This is a genomic window from Roseibium sediminis, from assembly GCF_008711325.1.
GTDB classification, from domain to species: domain Bacteria; phylum Pseudomonadota; class Alphaproteobacteria; order Rhizobiales; family Stappiaceae; genus Roseibium; species Roseibium sediminis.
Genome location: NZ_VXDB01000001.1, coordinates 344,387 through 365,592 on the forward strand (window position 1 = coordinate 344,387; position 21,206 = coordinate 365,592).

The 21,206-nt window shown below is 55.8% G+C and carries 18 protein-coding genes; 5 read left to right on the forward strand and 13 right to left on the reverse strand.

From position 1 onward, the window contains the following. Positions 1-228 precede the first annotated feature (228 nt). Positions 229-1,296: a Glu/Leu/Phe/Val dehydrogenase dimerization domain-containing protein gene (locus F0155_RS01545; RefSeq protein WP_150522706.1), complete on the forward strand. Its 1,068-nt coding sequence runs from the start codon at positions 229-231 to the stop codon at positions 1,294-1,296. A gap of 68 nt (positions 1,297-1,364) precedes the next feature. Here F0155_RS01545 and F0155_RS01550 read toward each other — a convergent pair whose 3' ends face one another. The 7 genes from F0155_RS01550 to F0155_RS01580 all read right to left on the reverse strand — a co-directional run bounded on the left by F0155_RS01550 (position 1,365) and on the right by F0155_RS01580 (position 9,568). Next, on the reverse strand, positions 1,365-2,276 hold the full coding sequence (locus F0155_RS01550) for a helix-turn-helix domain-containing protein (RefSeq protein ID WP_244303445.1): 912 nt from the start codon (positions 2,274-2,276) through the stop codon (positions 1,365-1,367). 512 nt (positions 2,277-2,788) lie between these two features. Continuing rightward, a complete protein-coding gene (locus tag F0155_RS01555) occupies positions 2,789-3,613 on the reverse strand; it encodes a helix-turn-helix domain-containing protein (protein ID WP_150522707.1) in 825 nt (274 codons plus the stop codon). 548 nt (positions 3,614-4,161) lie between these two features. Then, complete coding sequence (locus F0155_RS01560) at positions 4,162-5,073, reverse strand: LysR family transcriptional regulator (protein WP_150522708.1); 912 nt, start codon at positions 5,071-5,073, stop codon at positions 4,162-4,164. A gap of 167 nt (positions 5,074-5,240) precedes the next feature. Beyond that, on the reverse strand, positions 5,241-6,833 hold the full coding sequence (locus F0155_RS01565) for a gamma-glutamyltransferase family protein (protein ID WP_150522709.1): 1,593 nt from the start codon (positions 6,831-6,833) through the stop codon (positions 5,241-5,243). Positions 6,834-6,849: 16 nt separating this feature from the next. After that, on the reverse strand, positions 6,850-7,347 hold the full coding sequence (locus F0155_RS01570; RefSeq protein ID WP_150522710.1) for a DUF2937 family protein: 498 nt from the start codon (positions 7,345-7,347) through the stop codon (positions 6,850-6,852). A gap of 117 nt (positions 7,348-7,464) precedes the next feature. Then, a complete protein-coding gene (locus tag F0155_RS01575; RefSeq protein ID WP_150522711.1) occupies positions 7,465-8,442 on the reverse strand; it encodes a WD40 repeat domain-containing protein in 978 nt (325 codons plus the stop codon). Positions 8,443-8,455: 13 nt separating this feature from the next. Beyond that, a complete protein-coding gene (locus F0155_RS01580; RefSeq protein WP_150522712.1) occupies positions 8,456-9,568 on the reverse strand; it encodes a CobW family GTP-binding protein in 1,113 nt (370 codons plus the stop codon). A gap of 210 nt (positions 9,569-9,778) precedes the next feature. Between F0155_RS01580 and F0155_RS01585 the strand changes: the two genes are divergently transcribed. After that, a complete protein-coding gene (locus F0155_RS01585) occupies positions 9,779-10,954 on the forward strand; it encodes a pyridoxal phosphate-dependent aminotransferase (protein WP_150522713.1) in 1,176 nt (391 codons plus the stop codon). On the opposite strand, the gene F0155_RS01590 is transcribed toward F0155_RS01585, so the two are convergent. Then, a complete protein-coding gene (locus F0155_RS01590) occupies positions 10,951-11,928 on the reverse strand; it encodes a 2-hydroxyacid dehydrogenase (RefSeq protein ID WP_150522714.1) in 978 nt (325 codons plus the stop codon). The genes F0155_RS01585 and F0155_RS01590 overlap by 4 nt on opposite strands. 521 nt (positions 11,929-12,449) lie before the next feature. On the opposite strand from F0155_RS01590, the gene F0155_RS01595 reads away from it, so the two are divergent. Then, a complete protein-coding gene (locus tag F0155_RS01595; RefSeq protein ID WP_150522715.1) occupies positions 12,450-14,630 on the forward strand; it encodes a diguanylate cyclase in 2,181 nt (726 codons plus the stop codon). Between the two features lie 12 nt (positions 14,631-14,642). Here F0155_RS01595 and F0155_RS01600 read toward each other — a convergent pair whose 3' ends face one another. Further along, positions 14,643-15,776 carry a LacI family DNA-binding transcriptional regulator gene (locus F0155_RS01600; RefSeq protein WP_208999077.1) on the reverse strand — a complete coding sequence of 378 codons (1,134 nt, stop codon included), beginning with the start codon at positions 15,774-15,776 and terminating at the stop codon, positions 14,643-14,645. Positions 15,777-15,845: 69 nt separating this feature from the next. After that, positions 15,846-16,373, reverse strand: a complete 528-nt coding sequence (locus F0155_RS01605; protein WP_208999078.1) for an OmpA family protein — start codon at positions 16,371-16,373, stop codon at positions 15,846-15,848. A 165-nt stretch (positions 16,374-16,538) separates the two neighbouring features. On the opposite strand from F0155_RS01605, the gene F0155_RS01610 reads away from it, so the two are divergent. Further along, positions 16,539-16,997, forward strand: a complete 459-nt coding sequence (locus F0155_RS01610; RefSeq protein WP_208999079.1) for a methylated-DNA--[protein]-cysteine S-methyltransferase — start codon at positions 16,539-16,541, stop codon at positions 16,995-16,997. Between the two features lie 16 nt (positions 16,998-17,013). Here F0155_RS01610 and F0155_RS01615 read toward each other — a convergent pair whose 3' ends face one another. Both F0155_RS01615 and F0155_RS01620 read right to left on the reverse strand, forming a co-directional pair. Further along, positions 17,014-17,535, reverse strand: a complete 522-nt coding sequence (locus F0155_RS01615) for a MarR family winged helix-turn-helix transcriptional regulator (protein WP_150522716.1) — start codon at positions 17,533-17,535, stop codon at positions 17,014-17,016. Between the two features lie 123 nt (positions 17,536-17,658). After that, positions 17,659-18,462: an ABC transporter ATP-binding protein gene (locus tag F0155_RS01620; RefSeq protein WP_150522717.1), complete on the reverse strand. Its 804-nt coding sequence runs from the start codon at positions 18,460-18,462 to the stop codon at positions 17,659-17,661. 210 nt (positions 18,463-18,672) lie between these two features. Here F0155_RS01620 and F0155_RS01625 point away from each other — a divergent pair, with 210 nt between their 5' ends. Further along, a complete protein-coding gene (locus tag F0155_RS01625; RefSeq protein WP_150522718.1) occupies positions 18,673-20,016 on the forward strand; it encodes an 8-oxoguanine deaminase in 1,344 nt (447 codons plus the stop codon). Here the strand turns inward: F0155_RS01625 and F0155_RS01630 are convergent. After that, the gene (locus F0155_RS01630; RefSeq protein WP_150522719.1) at positions 20,013-21,164 is read right to left on the reverse strand and encodes an MFS transporter; all 1,152 of its coding nucleotides are present in this window, start codon (positions 21,162-21,164) and stop codon (positions 20,013-20,015) included. The genes F0155_RS01625 and F0155_RS01630 overlap by 4 nt on opposite strands. Positions 21,165-21,206: the final 42 nt, after the last annotated feature.

Consider the following 21,206-nt stretch of genomic DNA (forward strand, 5'->3'; position numbering starts at 1 on the left):
GGGAAGCATGACACGACTGTTTGGCAAGCGATCACGGCGGGATCAAGACCGCCTCTTCCGCAATGCACGGGTTTCAGCGAAAAATATCCACTAACAACAGGAAAAAATCGGAAGATTTCCTCCAAGCTTCACCCAATATGCGGAATATAGACCACGTTTTTCCGCGACAAATCGACATATTGATCCTTAAGGAACCACCTTCCAGAGACAAGCCCAGAGATTCAGACAATGAATGCCTTCACCCCATCACTGGCCACAAGCGCGGTATTCAACCATATCGAATATGATGATCATGAGGATGTGGTTTTTGTCCGTGACAAGAAACATGGCCTGTTCGCCATCATTGCCGTGCACGACACCACTTTGGGCCCGGCACTTGGCGGTTGCAGGATCTGGCCGTATGCGACACCCGAAGAAGCTCTGACGGACGCCCTGCGCCTGTCCCGTGGCATGACTTACAAGAACGCCGTAGCGGACTTGCCATTGGGCGGCGGCAAGGCAGTGATCATTGCGGATCCGAAAAAGGACAAGACCCCGGAGCTGATGCAAGCCTTTGGGCGTCACGTGGAACGTCTCAGCGGGACCTACATCACCGCAGAAGATGTTGGCGTTTCCCCCGATGATATGGAACAGGTTGCCAAGGAAACCGGCCACGTTCGCGGCACACAGGCAACCGGTCTGGGCGACCCCTCTCCCTACACCGCCCTTGGGGTTTTCTGCGGCATTCAGGCCGCTGCGGAACATGTCTTCGGCTCGGCGGATCTGACCGGCAAATCCGTCAGCGTGCAAGGTCTCGGCCATGTCGGTTACGATCTTGCCGCCCAGCTGCACCGGGCTGGAGCAAAGCTTGTTGTTTCCGACATCAATGAAGCAGCCGTTGCCAGGGCAGTCACTGAGCTCGGCGCAACGGCCATCGAAACCGCAAATGCACATGCGGCCGATGTCGACATCTTTGCACCCTGCGCGCTTGGTGCGGGCCTCAATGCACAAACAGTGCCTGGCATCCGTGCTCGCATTATCGCCGGTGCTGCCAACAATCAGCTGAAGACCCCGGATGATGGCGTCGCTCTGCGCAAGCGCGGGGTCCTCTACGCTCCCGATTATGTGATCAATGCTGGCGGCGTTATTTCGATTGCATTGGCAAAACCGGGCGGCAATGACACCGAGGTTCGCGCCAAGACCGAGGCCATTCGCGCCACTCTTGGCAATATCTTCCGCCGCAGCGAACAGGAAAACTCGACACCTGAAGCGATTGCAGATCGCCTCGCCCATGAACGGCTGCAGGCTCATAAATAACAAACAAAATCGAGCCGGAAGCCTGCTCACGGCAAGCTCCCGGCTCATGCATCAGGCCGTCCGCATGCTCAGGTTTCAGAACCGTTCGTGCGGCCCCTGTCTTCATCCATGAGCACACCCATCGCGATCTGGATATCGTCGGGCAACTGATCGACAGTGTACCAGACAGGGCTTCTTGCGGCTTCCAGTATCACATTCGCCGAGCTCGGCAAGCGCTCAAGCAAAGTTGGCCCTTTGAAATGATGCCGCGTGCGGTTAAAGACAAGCGAACTGAGCTTGTATCCAGGATAGAGGCCTTCATTTTCAAAGAAGCCGTTCCGAAACACGGACATCGCAATGGCCTTGTGCCCACGCCCTTGATCCACCATCGCAAATCCTCGCGGCTGAGCCACCACAGCTCCGATATGCTCGATGAGCGGAAGTGAAAATCTGTTTCCTTCGGGCCCTTTCTGAACCCGAACATGCTGCTTCAGTTTGGTTTTACGAGTTCCACCATCCGTATAAACGAGCATCAGCTGCTTGGTGAAATAGCCCTCATTGATCCATGAACTTTTCCACTCGATGTAAAAGCCATCCGGTAGCACAGACTGGCTGACCGGCTCGAAATCTAATTCGGAAAAGGGGCCGATAGCGGGCGCCGCTTCTCCTTCGTCAAGCGTGATGCTCTCAAGTGGATCGGTCAATATCCGGGCATCAACATCGAAATGCACACAGATACGATGCAACACATCCGGCCTTGGAAAGGCTTCGCCATACAGGTAACGACTCAACTGCGTCCGATTGATACCAATGTCCCTCGCGACTTCCGAAACCGATACGCCGTTTCCAATCAACCGCCGAAGATTTCGGCCAAATATTGCATGAATGTCGGCAGCGCCCCCAGCCATACGCCCTCCCCTAGCCAGACCGCCTGAATGACTTATTTTAGGAACAACATAATTTACCTTCGTAATTTTCACAATAGTTCGATGAATAAACAAATAATTACGAAATATACTCTACGTAATTTTGGAGACTTAAGAAGTTTGTTTACGTTGCTATAAATAGAATAAAATTGTTTTTGATTACATGTCGCATACACAGACGCTAATTATAGTCATGCTGCATATAATAGAAATACAATATTGGAATAAATATGAATAAATACGCATTATGCGTAATTTGCCAAGATGAAAATAGTAATATTAAAGAAAAATAAAAATTGAATTATAGTGATATAAGGAAATTTTAAAAAATAACGCGACATAGTGAGCATTAATAAGATGATGTTTTGGTGAATTTTGCAAACAAACGCAACTATACTTACAAATTTTAACACACACTCATCAAAATCAGCTGATTTGATCAAATCTTTCGTAATATCATGCGAAATACAGTTCTGCATACTGACTTCACACAGCGCGATAAACGAAGGCAGAAATTGGATCCATAAAACCCAGAGGCCTTCCCCAAACGCTGATTTGCCGACCTCGAGTGACAAGAGGCCCTGTCATTACCTGTAGGAAGGGACAGGTAACAGTCCCCGGTCCTCGGTCTCCATGACCTCCAGAATAGCGTAGATATCACGTGGCACATTATCCGGCTTATGCCAGATCGTTTGCCGGGCCACCCTCAGCACCTTCCCATAGTTATGACCAATGTACTGCAATACCGTCGGCCCCCGGAACTGGTGTCTTTGCCTGTTAAAGACAAGCGCACTCAGTTTGTATCCCGGATATACATTTTCGACATTTAGGAAACCGCGCCGAAACGCGGTCATGGCAACGCCGTGGGACCCTTGCCCCTGGTCAAAAACGACAAACCCATCCGTTTGTGAAACTGCAACTCCGACATAATCAATCAACGGCCGCTGAAACCGACGAGCCTTCAGGTCGGGGCGCAAGCCGCCGGGTACGCGAACCCGCGTCAAGCGCCTGCCATCAACGGTCGACGCAAGCAAGAGATGTTGGGTATAAAGTCCTTCGTAAATCCAAGATGGTTTCCACTCGACATAAAACCCGTCCGGAAAGACTGATCGATCAACAGGCTCGAAGCCCATTCTCGGAATAACATCGGCGTGAGCAGGTCCCGCCTGCTGCTGATCAGCGTCAATCTCTGCAAGGCTTTGTGTCAGAATGCGTGCATCTACTCCGAAATAGGTGCAGATCCGATGCAGAACGTCCGGCCGTGGAAACGCCTCACCATAAAGATAGCGGTTTAATTGGGTCCGATTGACCCCAACATGGCGCGCGACTTCGGTAATCGGCGTATCTTCTCCGACCAATTTCCGAAGATTTTTTCCAAATATCGATTTGATATCAATGGAGATACTAGTCATTGGGCTGAACCAGTGCTTTCCTGCGCAATTTTAACCAAAAGTACTGTACGCACAAGACAGACCGCTTTCCATTAGCGCCTTCGGCATCTGCGTCACTTGTGACGCTATTATGCATCAGTTTTGACGCCAGTTTGGTAAAACTAACGAAAAATCGTTGCTGAAACGCACAATGCTTTCTACTAGCATCAATCCAGTGAGAGTTGGAAGTGAGTTCTTTCAAAAGCGTCGTTCTGATCGAGATTTGGATCGCACCGCTGCCCCATCGCCCCGTCCGACAAAGACGCGGACCGAGAGAATTCAGGACGTTCGCCAACGAGCCCCGTCTCGATGGTCCGGCACAAGAAAAAAACCGCCGGAACATCGATGATTGGCTTCGCTTTCACACTGTGAGGCGCCCGTTCAGAGGCGCAAGAGGAGAGCGGCAAACATCGGTGATTTCCTCCCAACACCGGTTGCCCTTAAGCTCTTGACCGCGCAATGTGTGTGGAGTGCACCAGCGTTCCACACACATCAGCGCGCGCAGTTCATTCATCAGCATTGCGATTGGATCAGCGCCCACGGCAGGGGTCGTAGGAATGCGTCCCGAACCATTCCACCAGAAAATCGACGAATGCCCGGACCTTCCCGGTCAGGTGCCGTCGGTGGGGATAGACCGCATAGATGCCCCGCATCGGCTGTTCGAATTCCTCCAGCACGATTTCGAGTTTTCCTGCGGCAATTTCATCAGCCACGAAGATCAACGGCGTGCGAACAAAACCAAGGTCGCACAAGGCGGCATCTCTGACAGCTGACGGGCTGTTCACTTCGACCGGGCCCTTGACGCTCACCGAGACCCGCTCACCGTTTTGTTGAAAAGCCCAGTTCTGCTTGAAGCGATAGTTGGTATCGATCAGGCAAGGCCGGGTGCCAAGGTCCGCGGGCACCAAAGGCCTGCCGTATTTTTCCAATACCTGCGGCGTGGCACAGACAACCGTGCGAAACGGCGCAATCTGCCGCGCAATCAGGCTGGAATCTTCCAGTTCCGATACCCGAATTGCAAGATCGAACCCCTCCTCTACAAGATCGACAAACCTGTCTTCCAACCGCAGATCAACAGTCACATCTGGATTGGCCGCCAGAAACTCCATCACAGCCTGATTGAAGAGATGGTCTCCCATCGATCGCGGAGCAGAGATCCTGAGACGCCCGCGAACCGCTTGCTGGCTCGACTGAACAGACACCTGTAACTCATCAAGACGCTGCAGGATTTCGGACGCCTCCTTGTAGTAGGCCTCACCCACCTCGGTCAGGGAAACCTGCCGGGTTGTCCTGTTCAGGAGACGAACACCAAGCTCATCTTCCAGTTCGCCGATATATTTGGAAACCAGTGCCTTGGAGCGCCCCATGTCCCGGGCTGCTGCCGAAAATCCCTTGTGGTCGGCAACCTTCAGAAAGCAACGCATCCGCGTGATCTGGTCCATGTCCGTCAAAACCCTCCAGATGGCAACCAAAGGGCAGCCGGTTTGCATTTGGTGGGTGCGAACACTGTGTCACCCATGGCAGCTAAGAAAACAGGATCGACGCGGAGTTTCAAGAAATCAGGGATTATCCGGGTGGGGTGGGGTTAAACTGAGCTGAGCTGAACTGATCAGGCCACGGCAGCACCACCATCTGCCCGAGGATCATGCGCCCCTTCAAGTCCGCCGCGGGAATTGCGGACAATCATGCCAGCATGCCCCATGGTGTCAGAGTAGCCTTCATCGATCTGGACGATGTCATGTCCCATCCGCTCCAGATCACGAACGCTATCGGGATCGAACCGGTTCTCCAGCCGTAGAGCCGTGGTTTCATCCCCCCAGGTCCGACCAAGCAACCATCGCGGAGCATCCACGGCTTCTCCAACTGGCACCTGATTGAAAACATGGCGCGCGAAGATCGCAGCCTGCGTTTGCGGCTGACCTTCTCCGCCCATTGTTCCATAGGTGACGGTTCGTCCATCATGAAGGCGGGCCATGGCCGGATTGAGCGTATGGAACGGCAGCCGTCCTGGTGCAAGCTGATTGAGGGCTTCTGGCCGCAGCGAGAAACTCGCCCCCCGGTTTTGCCAGGTAATACCTGTCTTGGGCAGAACGCAGCCGGACCCGAATTCCCAGTAAATTGACTGAATGAACGAGACCGACACACCGTTCCGGTCCACCGCCCCCATCCAGATTGTGTCCCCGGCCGAGGGATTTGTTGGCCACTCAAGGGCCCGCTTCATGCTGATTGAAGCTGCCGTCTTGGACAGCCAATCGTCTGCCAGAAAGGTTTTTGCAGGCTCGGGCGTATGAAGCGGATCACAGACAACCCGATCCCGCACGAGAAAAGCCTGCTTTGTCGCCTCGACGAGACCATGCACCAGACCGGCCCCTTCCCGGTTCGGCAAGTTCAATCGATCAGCCAGACCAAGGATCAGGAGGGAAGCAAGCCCTTGAGTTGGAAGAGGTGTATTGAAAACCGTGCCGCAGGACAGCTGAACTTTCAAAGGGTCCCTGAAACGGGCTTCAAACTTTTCCAGATCCTGTCGGGTCACCGGCGCACCGATCCGCTCAAGATCATCAGCAATCGCAGCTCCCACGTCCCCCTTGTAAAACTCCTGGAATCCCTCGTGGGCAAGGTGTTGCAGCGTATCGGCAAGACGCTCCTGTTTGAGAATGCTACCTTCCGCCGGAACCTCTCCATCGACAAGAAAGACATTGGCAAACCCTGGCTGGTCTTTCAGTTCGGCCAGCTTCTCTCTTGTCAGACGCGCCTGACTGCGAGTGACCGAAATCCCCTCCTTGGCATGTCGAATGGCGGCAGACAGAAGGTCCGTCCGTGGCATTCTCCCCGCGCCGAGAGACTGTGCTGCTTCCAGTGCCTTGGCCCAGCCCCCGACTGTTCCTGCAACCGTCAGGGCGGCCAGCGGTCCGCGAGTCGGAATGGCGCCATATCCAGCCTTGTTATAGGCCTCGATCGTTGCCTTGCTTCCGGCTCCACCACAGGCCATCAATGCCTTCGGGTCTTTGCCCTTTTCCGCGATCAACCAGAACCCGTCGCCACCAATCGCATTCATATGCGGATAGACAACGGCAATAGTCGCTGCAGCAGCAATCATGGCCTCGATGGCAGACCCACCATCAGCGAGAATGTCCGCGCCGGCCCGTGCAGCCTCCATATGAGGAGCGACGACCATGCCGCCGTTGGAGGTGATTGTATCCATAGTGTCTTCTAATCTCTCAAGCAGGGCGCGGCTTGCGACGTCCCAGACGCCCAACACCCAGTAACAGGCGACCGAGGACAAGCCCGATCAATCCGCCAATACCTGCGCTGGCAAGCCCTTCTGTGGTCACCGGAACAGCAGGTTCATAATCTTCAGCTGTTGCCCGCGCCAGTTCAGTATCCAGACTGGTCAGAAAGACACCAAGTCGGGCAAATGGACCAGACGACTGAAGCTCCGCCTGTTGCTGTTCCAAATTGGCCAAGCGCGTCCTTGTGTCCTCCATGGTCGTACCGCGGCGTTGAGCGAACTCATCAGGTGTGCCCTTGAGACGCTCAATTGCGGCATCAATTGACATGCCGAACGCTTCGGCATCCCGCTTGAAATCAGCCATCACTTCCTGAAGAGCGTCGATGGCGCCCCCAAGCCGCTGGCGATATTGCTGCGCAAATTCGGGAAGCTGCGACGTGGTCGTCCCGGTCAATAGCATCACGATGACAACAAAGATCCGTCCCATAAGACCCAGTCCTTCCAGAACATTTCCAGGCGAAGCGGATACCGGTTCGCCGTCAGGAAATGCGCCAAAGCAAGTATATAAAGCACGTCGGATGATTCAGTGAATGCAAGACGTGCCCTAGTCCTGTAGCGCAATGACACCTGCTTCCGCTTCCTCGGTTCCGAAAACCAGCCGATTCCCGGCATTGTCCCATGCAAGGCTTGAAACGGGTCCTTTCCCGGGCCGTCTCAACAAGACTTCGGCGTTGTCTTCGAACCGGGCCATCAGGACCATGCCATCTGCATATCCAAGCGCCACAACATCCTCCGCCGGATGGCAGGCTACCGCAGTTACGAGGCTGTCGCCACGCACCCCAAGCTGTAGCGGCGTTTGCCCCATCGGCCCTGTCTTGCCGAAGAAGGGCCAAAGAATTGCGGAATTCGCGCCGGAGGTCGCAAGGTACTTCCCCTTGGCCGACCAACTCCACGACTTGATCTTGGCCGGATAGCCGGTCATCCGCATGTCCTGCATGTCGGACAGACGCCAGCCGTGCAACGCATTCTCCTGCATGGCTGTGACAAGATACTTTCCGTCTGGCGAAAAGCAGACCTCGAGATGAGCCCCTTTCCAGGAAAGCTCGGTGGGTTTGCCGGCCGTGTTCGGCCACCAGAGGGTTGCCCCGTCGTAGCGAGAAACTGCCAGCCGCATGCCCTTGGGGGCAAATGCCAGACCACCAACCGCTCTTTCGTGGGCAAACTCCTTCTCGGTCCCGTCTGCCAATCGCACCCAAGCGGTTCGCCCGGAAGCAAAGGCGACTGATCCACTCGGCCCGGCAGCCAGAAGGTCTATCCATTTGCGTGGCCGCTCAGCCAGTTGTTCAAGCTCGCCTTCCGATCCGACCTTCATGATGCGGCCATCATCACCGGAAGTGATCAGGCAGTCCGCCTTTGATGTGGGCACGGCAGCAAGGATCCCGCCCTGATGCGCAGTCAGAATTCGCGGAGCTGCTCCGAGAAGGACGACCTCCCCGTTGCCGCATGCAAAAAATGGCGTTTCATTCAGGAAGCCGGCGCGAACGACATACCCGCCGACTTCTACAGGAGCTACTGTTGGCACTGTCTCACCTGTCCTATTGTGCCTGACAGGCCGCAAAGCTTTGCTTCAGGACATCCCAGTTAAGGTCCCGGCCAATGAACACGAGGCGGCTTGACCGGTCCTCGCCCTCTTTCCAGTCTCTTTGGTGATCGCCTTCAACGATCATGTGCACACCCTGTATCACATAGCGCTGCGGATCATCCTTGAAGGACAAGATACCTTTCAGGCGAAGTATGTTCGGGCCCTGAACCTGGGTAACCTGATTGATCCACGGGAAGAACATGTCCGGGTTGAGATCTCCGGCCACAAGAGAAATGCTCTTCACGGAATGCGGGTCTTCGTGATGGTGGTGGTCGTGCCCATGGTGATGGTTGTGATGATCGTGGTCATGATCACAGTCCGTGCCACACTCATGATCGTGGTGGTGATGATGATCATGATCGTGATCGCATTCCGGGCCGCATTCATGGGCATGATGACCATGCTCAAGGAAATGTGGATCAAGCGACAGGATGCGATCCAGATCGAATGCTCCGCGATCCAGAACAGTCTTCAAATCCACTGCGCACCGTTCACTCCGATGCAGCACGGCATATGGATTGATCTTCCGGATCCGACCTTCAACATTGGCCAGTTCTTCAGCGGATACCAGATCGGTCTTGTTGATCAGGATGACGTCGGCAAAGGCGATCTGGTCTTCGGCTTCGCTTGTATCGGCAAGACGCTGCAGCACATGTCGGGCATCCACGACTGTTACCACCGCATCCAGTCTGGACGCCTTGCGCACATCGTCGTCCATGAAAAAGGTCTGTGCTACCGGAGCCGGGTCGGCAACACCGGTGGTCTCCACGATGATCGCATCAAATGCGCCGCGGCGCTTCATCAGGTTCTGAACCGTGCGGATAAGATCTCCGCGCACGGTGCAGCAGATGCAGCCGTTGTTCATCTCGAAGATTTCCTCGTCGGATTCCACGAGCAGATCATTATCAATGCCCACTTCCCCAAACTCATTGACGATCACCGCATATTTCTGGCCGTGATTTTCCGTCAGGATGCGATTGAGAAGCGTTGTTTTTCCGGCCCCGAGATATCCGGTCAAGACGGTGACCGGGATCTGGGTGCGTTCCGGGGACTGGGTCGCGGACATGGCGAGCCTTTCTGGTTCCTGTGCAGCCGGAGGGTCTCCGGCGAAATTATTTGGCGCGACTATAAGCCGTCCTGATCACGGTCGTGAAGGCCTCCATTCATCGAAATTTCGATGACAGCAGCCAGAACACTTTTGCCCCAAAGCTGCCTTTTCCAGACCTCGTCAAAGCGATACCTGTACCATTCGCGCTGGCCATCTGGGAGGAAGCTCATGCTCAAGACGATTTCAGGTTTCGACCGAATTGGAGAAGAAAACGCCTTTGCCGTTCTGGCACGGGCAACCCAATTGGCCTCAGAAGGGCGGGACATCATCAATCTGGGAATTGGTCAGCCGGATTTCCAGACACCAGGTCATATCGTGGAAGCTGCCATCAAGGCCCTGAGAGACGGTCATCATGGCTACACGCCGGCAACCGGCATCCTGCCCTTGCGCGAAGCAGTGTGTGCAGATCTTCATGCCAGAACCGGAGCAACTGCCTCTCCCGATAATGTTGTCATCGTGCCCGGCGGCAAGGTGACCATGTTTGCGGCCATTTTGATGTTCGGCGAGCCCGGCGCAGAAATCCTCTATCCGGATCCCGGCTTTCCGATTTATCGCTCCATGATCGAGTTTACAGGAGCAAAGCCGGTCCCGGTTCCCATCCGTGAGCAAAACGACTTTGCCTTTTCCGCTGACGAAACCCTTGGTCTTATCAATGAGCGCACGCGGCTGATCATCCTCAACTCACCGGCAAACCCGACAGGCGGCGTTACGCCACGCGCAGAGATCGAGAAGCTGGTCGCAGGTCTTGCCGCCCATCCGAACGTCGCCGTGATGTCGGACGAAATCTATGCCCAGATGACCTATGACGGCATGGAGCACGTATCTCTGGCTTCCTTTGAGGAATTACGGGATCGTCTGATCCTGCTTGATGGCTGGTCGAAGACCTACGCGATGACCGGCTGGCGGATGGGCTATTCGATCTGGCCGGACCAGCTGATCGACAAGGCGCGCAAGCTGGCGGTCAATGCATGGTCCTGCGTCAATGCTCCCGCGCAATATGCCGGACTTGCGGCCCTGACAGGACCGCAAGATGCCGTGCGCGAGATGGTGGCCGAATTCGACGCCCGCCGGAAACTGGTGGTAGACGGCCTGAACGCCCTGCCGAACGTCACCTGCCGGACGCCATTGGGGGCCTTTTATGCCTTCCCGAATATCCGCGAGACCGGTTGGAAATCGAAGCCTCTGGCCTCCGCCCTCCTGGAAAAGGCGGGCGTTGCCGTGATTGGCGGCCCAGACTTCGGCACACTCGGCGAAGGCTACATTCGGCTGTCCTACGCCAACTCACGCGAAAACATCGAACGCGCCCTTCAGCGCATAGGGACCTTTTTGGAGCGCGCGGATTAAACCGCGCGCCGCGTTCCCGGTTTGACATGCCGGGTTTCCGGCACTGGCGTAACCGCCTCTCCGGCGGCAAACCACCTTACGAGATTGTCGACCACCAACTGACCCATGCCATTGCGGGTATGAATGGAGGCGGACCCGATATGCGGGAGCACCACGACATTGTCGCGGTTAAGGAGCGCTGTCGGCACGCGTGGTTCGTCGGCAAAGACATCAAGTCCGGCACCAAGAATTGTGCCCTTATCCAGAGCGGCAATCAGAGCAGGCTCATCCACCACTGACCCGCGGCCGATATTGACGACAACACCGTTGGCGCCAAGCGCTTCCAGCACCTCGGTTGAAACAGCATTTCGGTTTTCCGGCGTACCAGGCGTTGCGATCATCAACGTGTCGCAAGCCTGCGCCAATCCGACCAGCGTATCGTGATAAGCATAGGCAACATCAGACTGCCGGTTTCGTCCGTGGTAGCAGACCTCCATGCCGAAGGCTTCAGCGCGCGCGGCAATCGCCTTGCCAATCCGACCAAGTCCGTAAACCCCGAGCGTGCGCCCACGCAAAGTGCCGGGGCTTAACGGGAACGAGCCATTGCGCTCCCAGTTACCGGACTGAACCCAGCGCTCTGCAGCGCCGAATTGGCGCACGGCTGAAATCATGAGGCCAATTGCGGTATCGGCAACCTCCTCGGTCAAAACATCCGGCGTATTCGTCACCATGATATTGCGAGCAGCGCAGGCCTTTGCATCAACGGCATCATATCCAACGCCGAAATTCGCCACGATCTCCAGATTCGGAAACCGGTCGAGAAAAGCCTCATCGATCCTGGCCTGAAAAACAGAAACACCGCGCACAAGATCCGCCGCCTTTTGAATCTCATCCGTTGAAGCTGTCGCCCCGCGCAGAACCTGAAACTCGCGATCCAGCGCGTCTTCAACAAGTGGCAGAGCGGGATTTGGCAAAAAAATGACTGGCTGACTCACAACTTCCTCCGGCTCGAAAAGCTCGTACGATGCACGCGCGGGACGCTTTCACTGGATTTTCGTTCGCAAGTGACCCCGGCGTGTCTTCTGAACCGCACAATAAAGACACCGTGAAACATATAACAAGCACGAAGAAGCCTGAGCCTGTTTCTTTACGTCAATCACTGCTCAAATATAAAATTCAATCAGATCACCGAAATTCATTAGCTGACTTAATTTTTAATAAAAACAGACAAACAAACATGCAAAATATGCATTTTCATAGAAATAGAAACAAGAATAACCGCGAGAATGTCTTGTTTACGAAAAACTTTTACAAAATTTCCAAATAGAACACCGGGAATAGGCAAATCTTGCAATTTTATTACAAGCGTAACGACTTGTTTGATGATCTGTAATTCATTTTTGCATAACGATTTGGGCGTAGTTTCATCGTCGGAAAGAATTTTAGGTTTTAATCATCGCTATCAAAACGGAATCCTCGGCAATTGCGGAAGTCTCCGTGCGGGAGTTTGCAGTAGATGACGACAGCGCCAAATTTCAGCGTTGATTTGAGCACGTCCTTTCAGGCGTTCCCCGAAGGCGTGATCGCCATCGACGTTGTTGGCCGCATATCGTTCTCCAATCCCGCCGCAGACAAGTTGCTTGGACATTCAGGCTCCAGCCTGTTGGGTCAGCCGATCTCCATGCTGTTTCTCAGCCAGAAGCCGATAGAAGACTTCCTGGCCATGCCTCCCCAACTTCGGGCAGGTCAAACCAGCATCGGCGACTGCTGCCTGCAGCGCGAATGCGGCCAGACCTTCATGTCGGAGGTTCTATCTTCCCCGCTCTATGACTCAGAACGATGCCTTTGCGGGCATCTTTTGATTCTTCGCGACATTACCGAACAATCGACGCTTGAGGCGCTCGCCGGACACGCAGCCAATACACTTGAAGATGCGCTGGAAGCCATCACAGAGGGCTTCGCGCTCTATGATCGGCATGACAGGCTGGTGATTTGCAACAACAACTACCGCGAGATCTACAAGGAATCCGCGGAGGCAATTGTTCCGGGCAACACGTTTGAAGACATCATCCGCTACGGGCTTGAGCGCGGTCAGTACAACACTGGCGGAATGAGCAACGAGGAATGGCTCGCCGAACGTGTTCAACGCCACCAAAACGCGAACGCATCAGTTATCGAGCAAAATCTGAGCGATGGACGCTGGCTGCAGATTGCCGAAAGACGCACTCGCTCGGGCGGAGTAGCCGGCATTCGAACGGACATTACCGCGCTGAAGAACGCTCAGGCCGAGAGCAAACAGGCTTTTGACAGCCTTGAGACGATGGCAAACAGCTTGTCGAGCTCGATCGTCGAATCTGATCCGGATGGCCATTGCCGCTACATCAATGAAGTTGCAGCCCAATGGCTGAACGCAACACGCGACGAATTCATTGGGCAAAACCTGCGAAATTTCCTTCCTGCGGCTGAACGGAAGATTTCAAGCGCCTTGTTCAAGAAGGCTCTGGAGGGCACACCATCAACCTCAGAAATCAACGCCGTGTTCCCGGATGGAGTCTTCCGCTGCGTTCTGCTTGAATACATCCCAAAGCGGAACGAGACCGGAAAAGTCATCGGCGTGGTCACATTTGGCGTCGACATCAGCGAACGCAAGCGCAAGGAAAAAACCCTTGCGGCTCTCTACGCAACGACGGCTTCCCGTGACCTTACCCATGAGGACAAGATCCGGCGGATCGTCGAATTGGGCAGCTCCCATTTCGAACTGCCGATCGGTGTAATCTGGGAAGATGACAAACAAGCCTGTGCGGTAAGCCACTTCAACGAGGCATCTCCGCTGCCCGATCCGGCTCTCATTGCCTCACTTGGTGAGACCTATTGCAGTTTCCAGCTCGCCAGCGGAGAGTTTTTGGCGATCGACAAGGAAGCTTATGCGCATCCGAAGTTAAAGACAGAAGATCCGGACAAACACCTTCAAACGCTTATCGGCGCCCCGATTATCGTGGACGGCAAGACGCTTGGAAAGATTGCCTACATTGCCCCGTTCCAGCGAAGCAAAGCATTTACGGTAACCGATCAGGAACTCATCCGCCGGTTTTCGGACTGGATCAGCTATGAGATCGCCCGCAAGCAGGACCATGACGCCCTGATGGCGATCCAGACACGACTGGAAGCGATTGCCAGCACGGACGATCTGACCGGTTTGCTCAATCGCCGTGCGTTCCTGAAACTGGCGACCCGCGACATCGCCAGATACCGCCGCACCAACACCCCTTTCTCTGTGCTGATGATGGACATCGACCACTTCAAGTCGATCAACGACAATTTTGGTCATGCCGTGGGTGACGCCGTCTTGAAGCGCTTTGCCGAAGTCGCCTCACCTACATTGCGGGCCGTGGACATCTTCGGTCGCGTCGGCGGAGAAGAGTTCTGCATTGTTCTGCACAACACGACAATTCAGGGCGCCTATGTGGTGGCGGAACGTCTTCGCAAGAAAATTGCCGAAGAGTGCCTCGCCGGACCGATGACGAAACCGGTTACCTGCAGTATCGGGATCACGGAAATCGACAAGAGCGATGTGGAAATATCGTCTCTGCTGCAACGTGCTGATTCCGCTCTTTATGAATCAAAGCAGACAGGCAGGAACCGGTCGACCGTTTATGCGAAATCCTCGAAAGCACAGCTGATCGCCAGCGAGCAATAATCGGCACAGCCTTCAGTCAACCAGTCTTGGTCCCAGGCGCTCTCCCGGTGGCGGAGCGCTTTCGCGTATTCTCAGCTCCGGCTCGATCAGGATCGGCTTGTGAGGCACCCTCTCTCCCGCAATTTGGCGCAGAAGCGTTAGCGCTGCGAGACGGCCGATCTTGTCCGCATGGTTGCAAACCGTGGTCAGGGCCGGGGTACGGCTCGCGGCACCATCGACATCGTCATAGCCCGTAATCGCCATGTCCGGCCCCGGCTCCACCCCAACACGTCGCAAAGTGGTCATCATGCCCAGCGCAACGAGATCGTTGAAGCCGATGATGGCAGTCGGGCGATCCTTCATGTTCAGGATCTTCGGAACCGCGGACCGTCCATCAGCCTGGGTCATCAGCTCGGGGATATCCAGTTGTTCATCCGGGTTGATACCGGCATCAACAAGTGCCTGCCGCCATCCCTCATTCCGATCCCGCCCGGTTGAGCTTTGCCGACGCCCGCCGACCATACCGATCTGCCTGTGTCCCTGAGCAAGAACATGCTGCGTCATCCGATAGGTTCCGACAAAGTCATCACCACGGACACACGGAGCCCAGACCCCCGAGACCTCACGCGCCACCAGCGTCACCGGTATCCCCTGATCGACCAGCCGGTTGATTTCTTCCGAGGAGGTTCCAACAGACGGGCACAGGATAAGACCATCCGCGCGATGTTGCAGAAGAGTGCTGACAAAGGCGCGCTGCCGTTTGACGTCATCCCGGTGATTGCAGATGAAGATCATCTGCCCCTGTTCTTCGAGAACAGATTCAAGCGCGGAAAAGACCTCGGCAAAATAGGGGTTCAGGATATCGTGAACTGCCACGCCAACGATCTGGGACCGGGCGGTCCGCAAGGACGCGGCCGAGCGATTGTAGATATAGCCGATTTCCTGGGCAGTCCGCTTGACCTTCTCACGTGTATCTTCGGCAACAAGAGGACTATCGCGCAGGGCAAGTGACACCGTCGCGGTCGATATCCCGAGCTGGTCGGCAATGTGCCCGAGAGTGAGACGTTTTCCGGGTTTTGCAGGCAAAGCCTCGTCCGGGATGCTGTCTTCCGATGCCCCGTCGACGTCCACGTCTTTATTCGGATCGTTCCCGTTTTCGTTGCTCATACGTCTTTCTTGGTCCGAAACGTTGAGTATGGTCTTCCTTCACGAAGGCAGACTTGTCCAGCAGTTTAATCAGTTGCGCAGGGCTTTCGGAGCAGAATCGTCATAGCTGTCCCGCAAGTTCAACACCACCCGCCTGTCCAGACGGGAGCAGGCAGCCGGGTCACAGTCGGTCAGCGGGCGCTCAATCCCGTAACCCTTGGCCCACATCCGCCTTGCCTCGACCCCTCGGCTGACCAGACCGGCAAGCACAATCTCAGCGCGCCTTTGCGACAAGGTCTTGTTCTCGGATTCTGATCCAGGATCATCCGCATGTCCCTGAACCTTCACCAGCCAGGTCGGGTTGTTCTTCAGCCACTCAGCCTGCTTGTCGAGGTGAGCTTCCTCTTCTGCACTCAGCGCAAAGGATGATTCGGAGAACAGGATCGTGCGACCGACAGTCGCTTCAAACTCGTCCTCGCTTCCGGAAACCGCAGAACTTGAGGAAAGACCCGGTCCCGTGCTGCCCGCTCCACCGAAGCCGCCAAGGTTCGCGCAACCGGACAACCCTGCAACAAGTACGAAGACGCAAACCATTCCGATCGCAGCATTTTTTGTCATGTAATCCCCCGTGCCTGATTTGCATCTTAGTGGACTGGCACAATAAACCGAATAGACCATTCGGCGACGCCGGTCGTTGATTTATCGCCATCCGCTTGACACCAAGGAACCCGAAAAGCAGCAATACCTCCCGACAACCCACCTCTTTCACGAAGCGAGACACCTTTGATCTACGGCACAAGCCTTGCCACGCCGGTCGGACATATAAACGTTCAGGCCGAAAACGGCTCGATTGTCCGGCTGTCTTGGACCGGGGGCGGGTTTCAGGAAGAAAATAAACTCACTCGCGAAGCGGCCAGACAGCTGCAGGCCTACTTTTCTGCGGGCCTTAAGGTTTTTGATCTGCCGCTTAACCCGAAAGGCGCAAAGTTCCATCAATCGGTTTTCAAGGCGATGCTGGACATTCCTTATGGAAACACACGCACCTATGGCGAAATCGCCAAGGATCTTGCGACATTCGGTCAGCCAGTTGGCCAGGCCTGCGGCGCAAATCCCATCCCGATCATCATTCCCTGTCACAGGGTTTTGTCGGCAAACGGGTTGGGCGGATATTCGGGAGACGGGGGTCTCGACACCAAAATTGCCCTCCTGAAACTGGAGGGCGGGTATCCGTTCCTTCTCTAGCTTACACCAACGCAAATCAGGCCGTTTCGAGATCCCGGACACTCGAAACAGTCGGGACATCAGGCGTTTCCGGATCTGCTTCTTCGTCTGTATCGTCGTCAAGAGTCGACGAAATCGAGAGATTTTTCTCAACCTGTTTCAGCAGTTTCTTGAGCTTCTTGCGTTCCTTTTCCGCCAATCCCGCCATGGCTTCACGCTCCAGCCTTTTCCAAGCCTTATCGACGGACTGGATCAACTCCCGCCCTGCCTCATTCAGGAATACACGGGCCTGCCGACCATCCTCTGCCGATGTCTCACGACGGACATACCCTTGCGCGGAAAGGCGGGTCACCATTTTTGTAACCGTGGGCGGCTGCACACCCATCGCAAGGGCCAATTGGCTCATGGTCCGGCCATCGGCATCCGAAAGCACTTTCAGAACAAGTTCCTGACCGGGGTGAAGGCCAATGCGCATGAGATGGCTGCCGGACCGGGCCCTCATGGCCTTTGATGCCTGCGCAAGACGAAACGTCACGCTTTTGTTGTGATTGAACCCCATCCGGTATCTCCCGAGGTTAGCGGACCACCCCGATTCGGGTGATCCGGCAACAGAAACTCGTGAAGACACTATCGGGACTGTTTAACCGTCAAATGACAATGGAAAAAATGTCCGTACCAAACTTTACCCACCCATGGCCCGGCGCAAGTCTTCGGACACAAGACCGCAGAGGCGGGAATATTCAGGCTGCAATCTAAGGGCCTCGGTCCTTGGATAGCCCAACGCGATCGCATGGTCGGATGCGATCTTCCCCGGACCAGAAGACATGACGGCAACGCGGCTGGACAGATATACCGCCTCAAAAACGGAGTGGGTGACAAACAGGATGGTCCACCCGAAGCGCTCCCAAAGGGCCAGAAGATCATCATTCAGTTTGGAGCGGGTAATCTCGTCTAGCGCGGCAAATGGTTCGTCGAGCAACAGGACACCGGGACGCGTGACAAGTGCCCGGGCAATCGAAACCCGCATTTTCATCCCTCCCGAGAGCTCGTTCGGGAGGCTTTGCGCATGCTCCTGGAGACCTACTAGCTCCAGACTTTCCATGACACGATCGCGGGCGTCTTTCCGGGACATCCCCTTGAGGCGGAGCGGCAACCAGACATTGGCAAAGACCGTACTCCATGGCATCAGGGTCGGCTCCTGAAAGACATATCCAAGCGGGTGGTCGCCCTTGTCATGCGAGTTCTCTCCCCACAAGACCTTTCCGGTCGTGGGCTGGGCAAGACCGGCGATCAACCGCAGAACCGTCGACTTGCCACAGCCGGAGGCGCCAAGCAGCGAAACGAACTCGCCCTTGTGCAGATCCAGACTGAAATCCTCAAGCGCTGCAGTTCCGTTGTCAAAAACCATCGACACCCAGTCCAGCGACACAACGCTCCCGGTTTTCGTTTTTGCAGACGTCAGAACGTTTGAGGCATGACCCGTCATCAATCTCTCCAAGCCGGATTGCGGCGTCAGGTCTAGCAGATCCCCTTCCCTCTCAAAAGATCATCGGAGCCGGGAGTTTCAGGAGATTGGTCGAACTGTTCCTTGAAAAGCGTGGCTTGATCCCCTTGCGAAATCAGCCAAGACTGCAGCGGTCACGTTGCTGCCCGTCTGTCCGGCAGAGTTTTCCGCCTCAATCAAGGACCCCGTTTCATGCGCCTATGGATCAAGGACCCGATCGCCATCCTCGCCGACAAGGCAGAACGAGGCATTGTGGTGGAGAACGGGCTGATCAGCGAGCTTGTTCCTGCCGGACGCGAACCCATGCTGCCTGTCGACCGGACCTTCGATGCCTCCAAGCATGTCGTCATCCCGGGACTGATCAACACGCATCATCATTTCTATCAAACGCTGACCCGCGCCCATCCGGACGCCATCAACAAGGAACTCTTTCCCTGGCTGAAGGCGCTCTATCCGATCTGGGCCAAAGCCGTTACGCCGGAGACGTTCCGACTGGCAACCCGGCTTGCCTTGACCGAGCTGATGATGTCGGGCTGCACGGCGGCATCCGATCACCATTATCTGTTCCCCGGTGGTCTGGAAGAGGCCATGGATATTCAGGCCGAAGAAGCAGAACGGGTCGGCCTGCGCATGACCATCACGCGCGGATCAATGAACCTGTCCCAGAAAGACGGCGGCCTGCCGCCCGATAGCGTGGTGCAGGATGAGGACACGATCCTCGCCGATTGCGAGCGCGTGCTCTCGCGCTATCATGATAGCACGAAAGGCTCGATGCTGCAGGTGGCGCTGGCGCCCTGTTCCCCCTTCTCGGTCACACGAAACCTGATGAAGGAAACGGCGGTTCTGGCCGAAAAGCATGACTGTCGCCTCCATACCCACCTTGGTGAAACCTATGATGAAGACGCCTTCTGCATCGAGACCTTCGGATGCCGTCCGGTGGACTATCTGGAAGAATGTGGCTGGCTGAACAAGCGGACATGGCTCGCCCATGGCATCCACTTCAATGACGACGAAGTGCGCCGCCTCGGCCACGCCTGCGTGGGCGTCTGCCATTGCCCGACTTCGAACATGGTTCTTGCGTCCGGCCAGTGCCGCACGAAGGAACTGGAAGCTGCGGGAAGTCCGGTCGGACTTGGCGTGGACGGCTCTGCTTCCAACGACAATTCGAACTTGATGGAAGGGGTCCGTCACGCGCTGATGATCAACCGGCTGACCTATGATGCCGCTTCGATCACCCATCTTGACGCATTCCGGTGGGCAACAGAAGGGTCAGCAAAATGCCTTGGCCGCGATGACATTGGGGCCATCCGCCTTGGCATGATGGCCGACCTTGCTTTCTACAGCCTGGACGAACTGCGGTTTTCAGGGGCCGGAGATCCTCTCGCGGCCCTTGTCCTTTGCGGTGCCCATACCGCCGATCGGGTGATGATTGGCGGCAAATGGACCATCGAGGACAGCAAACCGACGACGATCGACATTGGCAGGTTGCGGGCAGAACACGGTGACGCCGCCCGCAAGTTCCTGGAAGCGCTCTAACGCGCGTCTTCCGGCTCGACCCGCAACGACCCGGCGAGCACGGTGATCAGCAGCGCCAAAATCGCAATCCCGGCAAAGGCAAAGCGAAGCGAGAAGGTTTCGCCGATAAACCCGATCAATGGCGGCCCCATAAGGAAGGCACCATAGCCAAGCGTTGCCACGGCAGCCAGCGCGGTTCCTTGCGACATCTCCCGGTCAGCCGCAGCACGTGACATGGCGAGCGGAAAGATTGAGGCATTGCCCAGCCCCATGACGGCGGCTCCAATCCAGATCACCCAGATGGTCGGGCCCCAGACAAAAAGTGCCGTTCCCAAACAGGCAGCAAGACCGCTGGCCCGCGCAACCGCAACAGGGCCATAGCGGGCGATCAGGTGATCGGCCAGAAATCTCATGATCACCATTGAGACGGAGAAAACCGAATAGGCAATGGCGGCCTGTGCACTCGGGAAATCCAGTTCCTGAATCTGGTAGAGTGCAGCCCAATCGGTCACCGAGCCTTCGCCAAGCGCGGCAATGAGAGCCATGATCCCAACGAACAGAAGCGCGCCTTTTGGAAGCGCCAGAAATGGCGCGGGTTGCTCCGGCTTGGGACGAGCAACCGGCGCCCACGGAACCCGGAAAGCCGCAACAACCGGCACAGCCAGCAAGGCTGCCCAGCCCCAGAAATGAACGGCGATAGAAAGGTCGAACTTGAGGGCAAGGGCTCCAGCCCCCGCCCCGACCGCAGCACCAAGACTGAACAGCGCATGGTAGGACGACATCACCGGGCGACCGAGTGCCTTTTCGACATCCGCCCCCCAGCCATTCATCGCCACATCCAGAGCGCCGAAGCTGAAGCCCAGAAAGAACCCGATGGGTGCAATGATCCAGAGTGTCGTTCCGAAGGGCAGCAGCACGAACATGACCATCGTCGCAGTTGCCAGAACCCGTGTGGACGGTGCCGTGCCATACTGGTCGACCCACCTCCCGGCAAAAGGAAACGATACAAACGCACCAATGGCGATGATCAGCAGAACCAGACCGAACTGGGCATCGTTCAGACCCAGTTGCAGCTTGAAATCAGGGATACGGGTTGCCCAGGCACCGGTTACAGCACCGAGCATGAAGAAAATTGCAGCCACGGCATAGCGGGCTTTCACAACAGACATGGAAAGGCTCTTGCAGAAGAGAGGGGGACGGTATGCCCGGAT

Coding starts and splice junctions, on each gene's coding strand:
- F0155_RS01545 (WP_150522706.1), top strand. CDS start 229: ATGAATGCCTTCACCCCATCACTGGCCACAAGCGCGGTATTCAACCAT.
- F0155_RS01555 (WP_150522707.1), bottom strand. CDS start 3,613: ATGACTAGTATCTCCATTGATATCAAATCGATATTTGGAAAAAATCTT.
- F0155_RS01620 (WP_150522717.1), bottom strand. CDS start 18,462: ATGACGGGTCATGCCTCAAACGTTCTGACGTCTGCAAAAACGAAAACC.
- F0155_RS01625 (WP_150522718.1), top strand. CDS start 18,673: ATGCGCCTATGGATCAAGGACCCGATCGCCATCCTCGCCGACAAGGCA.
- F0155_RS01615 (WP_150522716.1), bottom strand. CDS start 17,535: ATGGGGTTCAATCACAACAAAAGCGTGACGTTTCGTCTTGCGCAGGCA.
- F0155_RS01585 (WP_150522713.1), top strand. CDS start 9,779: ATGCTCAAGACGATTTCAGGTTTCGACCGAATTGGAGAAGAAAACGCC.
- F0155_RS01570 (WP_150522710.1), bottom strand. CDS start 7,347: ATGGGACGGATCTTTGTTGTCATCGTGATGCTATTGACCGGGACGACC.
- F0155_RS01595 (WP_150522715.1), top strand. CDS start 12,450: ATGACGACAGCGCCAAATTTCAGCGTTGATTTGAGCACGTCCTTTCAG.
- F0155_RS01560 (WP_150522708.1), bottom strand. CDS start 5,073: ATGGACCAGATCACGCGGATGCGTTGCTTTCTGAAGGTTGCCGACCAC.
- F0155_RS01600 (WP_208999077.1), bottom strand. CDS start 15,776: ATGAGCAACGAAAACGGGAACGATCCGAATAAAGACGTGGACGTCGAC.
- F0155_RS01565 (WP_150522709.1), bottom strand. CDS start 6,833: ATGGATACAATCACCTCCAACGGCGGCATGGTCGTCGCTCCTCATATG.
- F0155_RS01580 (WP_150522712.1), bottom strand. CDS start 9,568: ATGTCCGCGACCCAGTCCCCGGAACGCACCCAGATCCCGGTCACCGTC.
- F0155_RS01630 (WP_150522719.1), bottom strand. CDS start 21,164: ATGTCTGTTGTGAAAGCCCGCTATGCCGTGGCTGCAATTTTCTTCATG.
- F0155_RS01605 (WP_208999078.1), bottom strand. CDS start 16,373: ATGACAAAAAATGCTGCGATCGGAATGGTTTGCGTCTTCGTACTTGTT.